At 72.8% G+C, this 11859-nt stretch carries 11 protein-coding genes; 4 read left to right on the top strand and 7 right to left on the bottom strand.

The features are described from left to right. From ACFYP0_RS18595 to pseB, 6 genes are read right to left on the bottom strand one after another with little or no spacing between them, the layout of a single operon-like run. A complete protein-coding gene (locus ACFYP0_RS18595; protein ID WP_355500943.1) occupies positions 1-1188 on the bottom strand; it encodes a PseG/SpsG family protein in 1188 nt (395 codons plus the stop codon). Further along, positions 1185-1949: a glycosyltransferase family protein gene (locus ACFYP0_RS18590; RefSeq protein ID WP_355500859.1), complete on the bottom strand. Its 765-nt coding sequence runs from the start codon at positions 1947-1949 to the stop codon at positions 1185-1187. The genes ACFYP0_RS18595 and ACFYP0_RS18590 overlap by 4 nt, the downstream gene beginning before the upstream one ends. Then, a complete protein-coding gene (locus ACFYP0_RS18585) occupies positions 1946-3763 on the bottom strand; it encodes a class I SAM-dependent methyltransferase (RefSeq protein ID WP_386996860.1) in 1818 nt (605 codons plus the stop codon). The genes ACFYP0_RS18590 and ACFYP0_RS18585 overlap by 4 nt, the downstream gene beginning before the upstream one ends. Continuing rightward, entirely contained in the window at positions 3753-4601 is an 849-nt protein-coding gene (locus tag ACFYP0_RS18580) for a hypothetical protein (protein ID WP_355500854.1), read from the bottom strand. Before ACFYP0_RS18580 ends, ACFYP0_RS18585 begins: the two co-directional genes overlap by 11 nt. Positions 4602-4611: 10 nt before the next feature. Beyond that, complete coding sequence (locus ACFYP0_RS18575; protein WP_355500851.1) at positions 4612-5769, bottom strand: DegT/DnrJ/EryC1/StrS family aminotransferase; 1158 nt, start codon at positions 5767-5769, stop codon at positions 4612-4614. Next, positions 5766-6749 (bottom strand): UDP-N-acetylglucosamine 4,6-dehydratase (inverting), encoded by a 984-nt coding sequence (pseB, locus tag ACFYP0_RS18570; protein WP_124856169.1) that lies wholly within the window; start codon positions 6747-6749, stop codon positions 5766-5768. Before pseB ends, ACFYP0_RS18575 begins: the two co-directional genes overlap by 4 nt. 365 nt (positions 6750-7114) lie before the next feature. Here pseB and ACFYP0_RS18565 point away from each other — a divergent pair, with 365 nt between their 5' ends. After that, positions 7115-8851, top strand: coding sequence for a hypothetical protein (locus ACFYP0_RS18565; protein ID WP_355500847.1), 1737 nt, complete (start codon positions 7115-7117; stop codon positions 8849-8851). A 102-nt stretch (positions 8852-8953) separates the two neighbouring features. On the opposite strand, the gene ACFYP0_RS18560 is transcribed toward ACFYP0_RS18565, so the two are convergent. Next, a complete protein-coding gene (locus ACFYP0_RS18560; RefSeq protein ID WP_386996857.1) occupies positions 8954-9490 on the bottom strand; it encodes a GNAT family N-acetyltransferase in 537 nt (178 codons plus the stop codon). 73 nt (positions 9491-9563) lie between these two features. Between ACFYP0_RS18560 and ACFYP0_RS18555 the strand changes: the two genes are divergently transcribed. The 3 genes from ACFYP0_RS18555 to ACFYP0_RS18545 are packed head-to-tail and all read left to right on the top strand — an operon-like array spanning position 9564 to position 11840. Then, entirely contained in the window at positions 9564-9815 is a 252-nt protein-coding gene (locus tag ACFYP0_RS18555; protein WP_091401397.1) for an acyl carrier protein, read from the top strand. Then, a complete protein-coding gene (locus ACFYP0_RS18550) occupies positions 9812-11092 on the top strand; it encodes an AMP-binding protein (protein ID WP_355500840.1) in 1281 nt (426 codons plus the stop codon). The genes ACFYP0_RS18555 and ACFYP0_RS18550 overlap by 4 nt, the downstream gene beginning before the upstream one ends. Continuing rightward, complete coding sequence (locus ACFYP0_RS18545) at positions 11085-11840, top strand: SDR family NAD(P)-dependent oxidoreductase (protein ID WP_356980162.1); 756 nt, start codon at positions 11085-11087, stop codon at positions 11838-11840. Before ACFYP0_RS18550 ends, ACFYP0_RS18545 begins: the two co-directional genes overlap by 8 nt. Positions 11841-11859 lie beyond the last annotated feature (19 nt).

The following is an 11859-nucleotide window of genomic DNA, read 5'->3' as shown; positions in this document are numbered from 1 at the left end:
TCAGCCGGGGACGGTGGCGGCGCGTACGGCGTCGAACACCGCGTCCACCACCCGTGCCCGGCCCTGCCCGTCGACGGTGGACCAGGCGCGCGCGGCCAGCATCGCGCGCCGCTGCGGCGAGCTGAGCAGCCCGTGCAGGGTCCGTGCCGCCGTCGCGCGGGCGGCTCGTCCGGCGACGCCACCGGCGGTCAGCTCCGGCAGCTCACCGAGGCCGGCGGCCAGGCCGTGCCGCACCACCCGGGTGTACGACTCACGTTGGTTGTCGACCACGCAGACCAGTGCGCCGGGTGCGCCGAGGCAGCAGAGTTCCCAGGTGGACGTGCCGGCGGCGCTGACCACCAGGTCCGCTTCGGTGATCAGTGCCGGCAGCGAGGTGGTGGGCGGGACCGGTCGGATGGTCTGCCCCCGACCGGGGGCGACATCGTCGACCTCCGCCTCGATCTCGGGTCGACCGACGATGACCGTGAGGTCCATCGGATGACCGGTGGCCACCAGCACCCGGGTCAGGAGCGGCGCCGCGCCGACCGCGTCGGTGCCGCCGAAGAAGGCCAGCACCCGGGGGCGGCTGACCGCCGTGGCGGGCGGGGCGACCGGTGGCCGGGCGTTGATCACGGTGTCGCGCAGCAGCGCGTACCCGCTCCCGGCGAGAAGCCGACCGGGCAGCTCCGCCCCAAGACCCGACCCCAGCTCCGGCCCGGACTCCAGCCCTGGTAGCTCCGGCGCGGACCTCAGCCCCGGCCGGTCCGGCCCGGACCTCAGCCCCGGCAGGTCCGCCCCGAAACCTGACCCCAGCGCCGGCAGCTCCGCTCCGAAGTTCTGGTCGAGGTAGAGGTCCGCGACCTGGCCCCGGCTGTCGCCGTCGATGATGGCGAGGGTGTAGACGCCGGCGGCGCGCAGGGCGCCGGCTCCGGCCGGGTCCAGTTCGTAGGAGTCGAGGACGAACACGTCCAGGTGGTGTCGGCGGGCCACCTCGACCAGTTCGGCAGCCGAGTCCGGGCCGGGGAGCAGCGGGATGCCCCGCGCGGCCAGCTCAGCGGTTGCCCAGTCGAGCCGTTCGACGGTGCCGAACACTGTGACGTCGGCGCCCCGCGCGAGGAACTCCTCGGCGAGCGCCAGGCAGCGGACGAGGTGGCCGACGCCGCGCCGTGGCCCGGCGTCGCAGCGCAACCCGACCCTCGGGGTGCTCAGGACTCCTCCAGGTGCTTCTGTCGTACGTCGGCGTTGAGCGCCCGCAGCCGGGGCTGACCGTCGAGCCAGTCGGCGAGCTTGGCCAGCGGCACGCTGACGTCACCGAAGTGGTCGATGATCGCGCTGACCAGCGTCCAGTCCTGCTCGGTGTCGAGGGTGAGCCGCAGCGCGGAGCGGTCCGGGGTGAGCGTTACCCCGAGCACCCGGAACAGCTCCGGATGGGTGTACGCGTACGAGGTCACGTGCACCCGGTGGTGGTCGGTGGCGAGCCGGCCCAGCGTGCGCAGCGTCTCCGCTCGGATGATCTCGACGTCCAGCCCTCGGGGCAGGGTCCGGGCGATCGACGTGCTGGCGTAGTCCAGCCCGGGGACCGCGCGGTACACCGACGCGACCAGGGTGATGATCTCCGGGTCGAGCAGGGGGCAGTCGGCGGTGAACCGCATGACGGCGTCCCCCGGGTGCGCCGCGAGTGCGCCCACGAACCGGTCCAGCACGTCGTCGACCGGCCCGCGGTGGCACGGCACGTCGAGCCGCGCGCACTCGGCGGCCACCGCGTCGTCGACCGCGTCGGTGCTGGTGGCGACCACCAGGTCGGCAAGGACGCCGCTGTCGGAGGCGGCGCGTACGACCCGGCCCAGCACGGAGCGTCCGGCGAGCGGGCGGAGCACCTTGCCGGGCAGCCGGGACGAACCCATCCGCGCCTGCACGATGCCGACGATCCGTGGCCCCGCGTCGTCCGCGGGCACCGGTACGCCGGTCACTGCTGCTCCTCCTGCTTGGGGGCCAGCACCGCGGTGGCCCGACGTTTGGCGGCGCGGGCACCCCGCTTGGCCAGCCGGGCCGGGGTGATGGCGAGCCGGCCCACCCGGTAGCTGAGCGACCCGCTGAGCAGGCCGATCGTCGTCTCGGCCCGGCGCAGCGCCCGTTCCCGCGAGGTGAGCAACTCCTCGGTCCACGCGGTCAGCGCCGCCAACCGGGTGAGTTCCTCGCGCTGGCGCAGCCACGCCTCGCGTAGCTGCTGGTAGCTGTGCCCGCCCATCGGCGGGTCGGTCGGCGCGACGGCGTGCAGCTCGGTGGCGAGGCCGACAGTGCCGTCGGCGTCCAGCCCGTGCAGTGCTGCGGCGATGGCCGCCTCGGCCTCGACCGCGTCGCTGACGGTCGCGCGGTCGAGGTCGTGACCGGCGAGTCCGCCGAGCACCACGGTCAGGCCCGCGACGTCGAGAGTGGACGACCACGGGTGGGCGTACCCGCCGGTGAGCAGGCCCGCGGCGAAGCGCCACAGCCCGCGGGCGAGCACCACGTCGGCGGGCAGCGCGGCGGTGGCCCGCCAACTGGGGTCGAGCACCGCGTACCGCTCGCCCTCGACCACCACGTTGTCGGTGGCGGCCAGCGCCGCCGCGCCGGCGATCCGGCCGTCGGCGTCGGCCTGGTCGGCGAGCCAGCCCGCGTACCCGCGCAGCAGCGCGCGCAGGGTGGCCAGGTCGCGGCGCAGGGCCGCGTCGAGCAGCAGGGTACGCAGCAGCCCGCCGGACGGCACCGGTCCGGACAGCGCGTCCGCGTCCCGGTACGCGGCCTCGCGGCTGGCGAACGGCGCGATGGCCGGCGTCGTCGCTTCGGTGGCCGGGATGAGCCCCCAGCACCGACCGGAGGGGGCCTGCAGCACCTCCAGCACGCCGATCCCGGGGCTACCGGTCTGCACGAGGGCCACCGGCAGGTCCCGGTCGACGGTCGGCGTGGTCGGGTCGGCGGGCCGGTGGGCGAGCGTCAACCAGCCCGGTGCGAGGTCGGCGGCGCGCCCGGCGTGCAGTGCGTCCACCGCGAGCCGGGCCGGGTCCTGGAGCACCATGGCGCTGGTGAAACCTCCGGCGCAGGCGCCGTGCAGCACCGCGTCGAACAGGCCGGAGCCCGCGCCCCGGTCGAGGTGGTCGGCGTCCAGCAGCGCCGTCGGGGTGCTGACACCGGGGTACGCGGCCCAGCACGCGGTCGGCCGCAGCCCCGCGGCGCCGAGCCGCTCGCGCAGTTGGTCCCGGTTGGCCGGGTGGGCCCGGTCCAGCACGCCGCCGATCATCCAGGCGGAGTCGTCGCGGCGGGCGTACCAGGGGGTGGTGTCGACCAGCCGGTGCAGGCCCAGGGGGTTGTCCAGGCGCAGCAGCAACGCGCCACCCGGTCGCACCGCGGCGACGAGTCGTGCCAGCACACCGTCCCAGCCGAGCGGGGTGCCCTCCACCGACTCCACCGGGTCCAGCCCGGCAGCGGCGATCACCACGTCGTACGTCTCGTCGTCGGGCAGCCCGGCCGGGCCACCCACCACCACCCGGGCGGCCCGGTGCGCCAGCGCCACCGCGTCCGGGTGGCTGCGCAGCAGGCAGGTCACCTCGGCGTGGGTGAGCTGGTCGAGTAGCGCCGGGTCGTGTGGACCGGCCACCAGGACGCGGGCGCCGGGCGGCACCAACCGGGCGGCCAGCGCGGCGAGCGGCCCACCGCCTGCCAGCCGTTCCTGCGGCAGGTCCGACCAGGCCAGCATCTCGCCGCCCGGCAGGGTGATCCGGTCGGCGGGTGCCGTCTCAGTCGTCACGGTCTTCCTCTTCCTCCTGGAGGTGCGCCCAACCGAGCAGCTCGCGGAGCTCGGCTGGCGTGCAGCGGTGGTCGGTGCCCAGCTCGGCGCGGGCGATCTCGACCGCGGTGGGCAGGTCGACACTGGTGCCGTGCAGCTGCGGCCACTGCCGTCGGATCCGGGCGGTGCCGCCGAAGGTGGGGTCCTCGTTGGACAGGACCATCGGGTCGCCGTAGACCGCGGGCTCGCACCCCGCCGCGATGCCGTAGAAGATCGCGCTGGTCAGCCGGTTGGACGCCACTCGGCGGTGACGGCGCAGCTCGGTGAGCTGTCGGTCGAGGAACTCCGGGTCGGTGTCCTTCCACCAGTGTCCCCGGTAGCCGTGGCAGATCACCCGGAACCCGGCACGTTCGTAGAGCCGGCGCACGTTGCGCATCCGGTACTCGTGCCAGTAGAGGCAGACCGTGACGGGGCCGGGCTCGGTGTCCTGGATGAGGGCGATCAGTTTGCGGTGGTCGCCCTTGACGTGTTGTCCCTCCCAGCCGTGGAACGGGTACCAGATGGTGCCCTCCCGGTCCTCGGCCGGTGGTTCGTCGGGGCGCAGAGCCTGCAGGTAGACGAACGGCGCGCCGATGACGACCACGTTGCGTCGCCCCACCGACCAGGCCCGGCGGCGGGTCTGCTCCGACCAGAGCAGGCTGGGGGTGCGGTCGGCGTACGGGTGGCCGGGGGCCAGGCCGTCACCGATGTTCCAGCCATGCTGTACGTACCCGTTGATCCGGGGTGGGTGCCGGTCGCCGAGGCCGGCGTAGCGGGCCAGCACGTGGGCGTGGCCGTAGAAGTGGTTGGCGTGGTGCATCAGGTTCCCATCAGGCGGCGGAACGCACCGAGCTGCCCCGCACCGCGGCGGTCAGCGCGTCGATGACGCGGTCCTGGTCGGCGTCGCTGAGCCCCGGGTAGAGCGGCAGCGACAGCTGCTGGGAGTAGAACGACTCGGCGACCGGGCAGGATCCGCGCCGGTAGCCCAGGTCGGCGAAGGCCGGGTGCCAGTGCACCGGGATGTAGTTGACCTGGACGCCGATGCCGGCGGCGCGCATCCGGTCGTACACCTCGCGGCGACGCCCGTCGAGCACCCGGATCGGGTAGAGGTGCCAGGCCGGGTCGGCCCACGACCTGCGGTTGGGCGGAAGCACGCCGTCCAGGTCGGCCAGCGCCTCGTCGTAGCGGGCGACCAGGGCGCTGCGGCGGGCGGTGAACGCGCCGAGCCGACGCAGTTGGCTGCGGCCCAGGGCACAGAGCACGTCCGGCAGTCGGTAGTTCAGCCCGAACTCGTGCACCTCCTGGTGCCAGCCGCCCTCGTCCGGGAAACGCAGGTCGTCGTGTTCGCGGACCATGCCGACGCCGCGGAACCGGCGGGCCCGCTTCAGGATCTCCGGGTCCAGCGCCGCGACGGCGCCGCCCTCGGCGGTGGTCAGGTTCTTCGTGGGGAAGAACGAGAACGTGGTCAGGTCGGCGAGCGAACCGACCGGCCGACCGTGGTACGTCCCGCCGATCGAGTGCGCCGCGTCGGCGAGCAGCAGCGCGTCGCTGCCGTCGACCGACTTGCGCAGCGCGTCGTAGTCGGCGGGGTGGCCGGCGTAGTCGACAGCGGCGACGACAGCCGTCCGCGAGGTGACCGCGGCGGCGGCCGCAGCCGGGTCGAGGCAGAACGTCTCGTCGTCGACATCGGCAAAGACGATCTTCGCGCCGAGGGCGACCGCGCTGCTGGCGGTCGCCACGAACGTCATCGGCGAAACGACCACCTCGTCGCCCGGCCCCACCCCGGCCGCCGCGTACGCCACGTGCAGCGCCGCGGTGCCGTTGGAGACGGCGGCGACACCGACTCCGCCGGTCCACCGGGCGAGGTCGGCCTCGAAGGCGTCGACCTGCGGACCGGTGGTGAGCCAGTCGCCGCGCAGCACGTCGGCGACGGCTGCGATGTCGTCCTCGCTGATCGACTGCCGGCCGTACGGGAGCATCCCCGTCATCCGTTGATGCCGAGCATGTCGCGCAACTGCTCGACGGTGAGCCACTCGTCGTTGGTGTCCGACTGGTAGGCGAAGCCGTCCGGCACCGGGTCGCAGTCGGCCGGCGGCTGGTAGCCCCAGGTGGCGATGGTGGGCTGGACGATGAACCGGCCGTCGGCGCGCAGCGTCCGCCGGCTGTCGTCGGGCGCGATCATCTCCTCGTGCAGCTTCTCGCCCGGCCGGATTCCGACCTCGTGGGTGGTGGCGTCCGGGGCCACGGCCTCGACCAGGTCGAGGATGCGCATGCTCGGGATACGCGGCACGAACAGTTCGCCGCCCTGCATCTGGTCGAACGAGTCCATGACGAACTGCACGGCCTGGTCCAGGGTGATCCAGAAGCGGGTCATCCGCTTGTCGGTGATCGGCAGGCTCTTGCCCTCGGCGGCCAGCCGGCGGAACAGCGGGACCACCGAGCCGCGGCTGCCCACCACGTTGCCGTAGCGCACCACGGCGAACCGGGTGGGGTGCTGGGCGGCGTAGTGGTTGGCCGAGACGAACAGCTTGTCGCCGACCAGCTTCGTCGCGCCGTACAGGTTGATCGGGCTGGACGCCTTGTCGGTGGAGAGCGCGATGACCTTCCTGACGCCGGCCTCGATCGCCGCGTCGACGACGTGCTGCGAGCCGGTGATGTTGGTGGCGATGTACTCCGAGGGGTTGTACTCCGCGGTGTCCACCTGCTTCAGCGCGGCGGCGTGCACCACGTGGTCGACCCCGTGCATGGCCCGGGTGAGGCGGTGCCGGTCCCGGATGTCGCCGATGAACCAGCGCAGCCGCGGGTCGTCGCCGAGTTGCTGGCGCAGCTCGTACTGCTTGAGCTCGTCGCGGGAGAACACCACCACGCGGGCGGGGTCGGCCTCGTTGAGGATGTGCCGGAGGAACGTCCTGCCGAAGGAACCAGTTCCCCCGGTGATCAGAATGGACGATCCATTCAACTCACTCAATGTGGTGCTCCCGTGTTCGTGGATGAACGAGCCGCCCTGGGCCGGCCGACCGGGGTGACACGCTAGCCATGGCGGGTTAACTCCCCGGCGCTCGCGGGTGAACCACAACCTCTGCTCCCGTGAATGCCGAACACCGCGTAGGCGAACACTTCCGACCGCCCCGAATGTGGGCTGACCTGGCCGGATCGGGCCGCTACAGTGACCGCGCGAACGACCCGGCGGCCCGGCGCGCAGCCGGGTCCCACGTTCACCCGACATCCACACCGGCTCGGTGCGAGCGGGCCATCCCCGGGCGTCACCGACGCCGGTCGACGGGCCTGTCGGATCAGCGCGGGCCGGTCCGGCCGGCAATTCTGGAGGCGTTCATGGCACCCGGTAGTGACGTGATCGAACGGCCGGTCGTGGTGGCCGGGACGCCGAGTGGCCCGGCCACCCGACGTTGGCTGGTGCCGCTGCTGCTGGTCGTCGGCTGGGTGCTCAGCGTGGCCTGGCGGATGTGGTGGTCCCGGCACATCGTGCTGCCCATCGCGCACACCGACGAGGACAGTTACCTGAACACCGCCCGCGCGTTGGCCGGCGGCCCGGGGGGCTTCAGCAGCGAGAACGACCTGCTGCGCCGGGTCGGCTACCCGATGCTGATCTCGCCGGCGTTCCTCGGGGACCGGGACTTCACCGACAGCTACCGGATCGTCCAGCTGATCAACGCGATGGTGAATTCGACGCTGCTGCCGCTGGCGTACCTGTTCGGTCGCCGCCTGTTCCAGCTGCGCCGCTCGTACGCGCTGCTCGGCGCGGTCGCGGCGGCGACCCTGCCGGCCACCGCCTTCTACGCGGGCATCGCCATGATCGACGCGGTGATGGCGCCGCTTGTCGTCGCCTGGCTGCTCGCCGTGCACCGCTGGATCACCCGGCCCGGCCCGCTCGCCGCCGCCACCGTGGGCCTGCTGGTCGGCGGGTTTCACCTGCTGCACTCCCGCGGCCTGGTGATCGTGGCCGTGCACGCCGGGCTGGTGCTGCTGCTGTTCGTCCGCCGCCGGATCAGCCCGCCTGTGGTGCTCGCGGCGATGCTGCCGGTGCTCGCCATGGCGCTCGTCAACGAGGCCGCCATCCGCTACCTCGGCGGCAAGGTCTATCTGCTCGGCAGCACCCCCGGCGGCGGCACGTTCGAGGCGGTCACCTCCGCCCAGGGGATGGTCCGGGTGAGCGCCGCGGTCACCACCCAGCTCTGGTACCTCGTGGTGATCACGTTCGGAATGGCCGGGGTGGCCTGGGCCGGCGCGGTGCGCGAGCTGTGGCGCCCACGGCACGGCGACGCGGCCCGCTGGACGATGGGCGTGGCGCTGGTGGTGACCGTCGGGGTGGCCGGCGGCGCGTCGGTGATCCTGTCCGGCATCACCGGCAAGCCGCTGGACGCGATCTACGGCCGCTACGTGCAGATGCTGGCGCCGCTCTGGCTGCTGGTCGGGCTGGGGGTGCTGTTCACCGCCGGCTGGCGGGTGGTGCTGCGCCGGGCGGCGGTCGCGGTGGCGCTGCTGATCGGTGGCGGCGCGCTGGTCGCGGCCCGACTCGCGTACGTGGCCAGCCAGGGCCACCGGTTGCGCTACGGCGGGTTCAGCGCACCGGACCTGGCGGCGTTGACCGAGGGCTGGCGGGAGCTGAGACCGGTGGTCGGGTCGCTGGTCGGCATCGCCGGCTGCGTGCTGCTCGTCGCCACGGTCCGGATGCCCCGCCTGCGGCTGCCCGTCCTCGGCGTCGTCGTGGTGGTCAACCTCGTCACCATGCAGGTGATCGACCAACGAATCGTGCGACCGACCGCCGCGAGCACCGCGCCGACGCCCCGGGTTGCCGACGTCGGCGTACGCCCCGGCGAGCGGGTGTGGGCGTCGACCGACGTGCACTACACCCTCCGGTTCAACCTCAGCCACCAGGTGACCTGGGCCGACGTCCGGTGGTTCGGCGACAGGCAGCCGCCGGCCGCGGCGCAGGTCGTGTTCGCCCGCTGGGCACCGGGGCAGGTCGACGACTGGGACGGCGCGGCGTACGGCTTCGTCCGACTCGGCGGCAACCCGGAGCAGCACTGGGCCGCCTGGCGGCGGGCCTGACCCACCGCGCTTCGGTGGACTCCGCTATCCGTGAACGGCGGATGTCCACCGGGAGCACGGCCGATTAATGCTTCCTGTCCATTGCAGGAAATGGTCCGGCAATCAGCGTTGGCGGCGGTCTGCCCGAGCCAGGGAAATCGGGATGACGGTGATTGCCCGGCCGTCGGACAGCTCCTGTCGCGGGGTTCCCTCGACGAATCGGAAACGCCGGTTCATCTGTCGTACGACGGTATTGTGGCCGAGCACCTCCCCATCGAGTCGGTCCAGGTGCAGCCCGTCGAAGGCGTACTCGACGGCCTCCCGCATGACCCCCAGCCAGGCCGGCAGTGTCTCGCCCCGCCCGTCCAGCCCGTCGGCGTCGAGATAGAAGCCCCACGCGCCGGTACGGGGGCCGTCCAATCGCAGGTCGAAGAAGGTGACCACACCGCAGGGCCGGTCGTCGCGGACGTACACCAGCACTCGCCGGGACGGGTCGCCGCGGACCGCCGACCACCATCGGGCGTGCTCCTCGGCGGTGATCTCGTGACTGGTCTTGCTGACCTGTCGATTGGTTTCCTGATTACGCCAGGACAACATCAGATGAACGTCGTCCGTCGTCGCTTCGCGCAGCACGTGCGTCTCGCTTTCCTGGCCGTTCACGTCGGGTTCCGGCACCTTACCCGGGCCTACCGGGAAATCAGATATGCATTCGTTGGGTTGTAGACTGCGGCGCATGAACGAATTGAGTCGCGCGCAGATCCGCGACCTCATGGCTCAGGTGCTGAAGAATCAGGACAAGGAGCTGCCCGCGGACGACGCGGCGCAGTTGCGGGAGATCGGCTTCCGGTCGCTCGACTTCTCCGAGCTGGCCCTGCGGGTGGAGGACGAGACGGGGGAGGAGCTCAACTTCGACGCCCCCGGGCTGCGTCGCATCGCCACCGTCGGGGACGTCCTCGACTTCCTCGTCGAGCTTCAACACCAGTGACCGTCGCGACGTCGCGCCACCTGACCCCCGCCGGCCCGGAGCCAGCCGGTGCCGACAACCGGCTCGTCGTCGGTGGCGGGGCGCTGACCTGGCGTTCGCTGCCGACGCCCACCCTGCCCGACCCGGCGGCGGTGCTCGCCCGCTCGGCCGTGCACGCGCTCACCGCGGCGCGGCAGCACGCAGTGCACGGCACCGAACTGCTGCTCAGCACCGCGAGTCGGGTCGACGCGGTGATGCGCACCGAGCTGCTGACGGCCGGGTTCACCGTCGGCGTCCTCGACGACGACGGCGTCCACCCGAGCGCACCGGCTCGGCCGCGAGCCGCCGAGCCGGGCCGGCTCTGGCTGCTGACCTCGGGGTCCACCGGGCGTCCGAAGCGGGTCGGGCACACCCTCGACACGCTGACCACGGTGCGGGCCGACCAGCCTGAGCGGACCTGGCTCTGCCCGTACGCACCGGGCACGTACGCCTGGTGGCAGGTGGTCACCCTGTCGCTGACCCAGCCCGGCCAGCACCTGGTGGTGGTCGAGCCCGACGAGTTGGACGACTGGCCCACGGTCGCGGCCACCCACGGGGTGGACGCGGCCTCCGGCACTCCGACCTTCTGGCGGCGCACCCTCTACCGCGACGCCGAGGCGCTGGCCCGGGTGCCGCTGCGCCAGATCACGCTCGGCGGGGAACCGGTGGACCAGGCGATCCTGGACCAGCTGCGGGAGGTCTTCCCGACCGCCCGGATCTCCTGGATCTACGCGTCCTCCGAGGCGGGTGCGTCCATTGTGGTGCACGACGGGCGGGCCGGGTTCCCGGTCGACTGGCTGGACCGGGACACCCCTGGCCGGCCGACGCTCTCGGTCCGCGACGACGAGCTGGTGGTCACCTCCCCGTACCACGGGGCCGGTCTCGCCGGCCCGATCCGCACCGGGGACCGGGTGCAGGTGCTCGACGGCCGGGTGCTGATCACCGGCCGACTGGACTCCGACGAGATCAACGTCGGTGGCAGCAAGGTCTCCGCAGGTGTGGTCCGCGGCGTACTCACCGGTCATCCGGCGGTGGCCTGGGCCCGGGTGACCGGCCGCCGCGCCCCGGTGCTCGGGCGGATGGTGGTCGCCGAGGTGGTCCTGGCCGCTGCCGACCCGTCCGCCGCTGACACCGGTGTGCCGGACGAGGCCGCGCTGGTCCGCTGGTGCGCCGACCGGCTCCCCGAGCACGCGGTGCCGCGCCGCATTCGCGTCCTGACCGACATTCCCGTCAAGGAGACCCTGAAGAGCGATGTCTGAGCCAGCCGACACCCAGCTCGTCCCGCCCAGCTCCGTGGTTCTCGTCTCCGGCGGTTCCCGTGGTCTGGGCCTGGCCATCGTCACCGACCTGCTCGACGCGGGCGTACGCGTGGCCGCGTTCGCCCGCACCATCACCCCGGAGTTGGAGAAGCTCGCCGCCGAGCACCCCGATCGGCTGCACGTCGGCTCGGTGGACGTCACCGACCTGCGCGCCGCGCAGAGCTTCGTCCGCGACGTGGAACAGCGCCTCGGCCCGATCGACGGGATCGTCAACAACGCCGCCATGGGGCAGGACTCCCTGCACGCCCACACCGCCGCCGGCGACATCGCCCGGATCATCGAGACCAACCTGACGGCCCCGCTACAGCTGACCCGGCTGGTGATCCGCCGGATGCTCGCCAAGGGGCTGCGCGGGCGGATCGTCAACATCACCTCGATCTGCGGGCAGCGCGGTTTCCCCGGCCTCGTCGCGTACTCGGCCACCAAGGGCGGCATGGACGCCGCCACCCGCTCGCTCGCCCGCGAACTGGGCGGCCGGATGCTGGTCAACTCGGTCGCGCCCGGGTTCTTCGCCTCGGAGATGTCCGCCGTGCTCGGTCCGACCCAGCTCGACCAGATCGTGCGCCGCACCCCGACCGGTCACCTGACCGAGCCGGTGGAGGTCACCCCGGTCGTGCGGATGCTGCTGCGGGAGCACACCAACATCAACGGCCAGGTCATCGTGGTGGACGGTGCCGCCGCCATCTGACCTGCGGCCGGTTCCCCTG

Source organism: Micromonospora arida (assembly GCF_042873195.1).
In the GTDB taxonomy this organism is placed as follows: domain Bacteria; phylum Actinomycetota; class Actinomycetes; order Mycobacteriales; family Micromonosporaceae; genus Micromonospora; species Micromonospora arida.
This window is presented reverse-complemented; position numbering and strand designations above follow the sequence as displayed.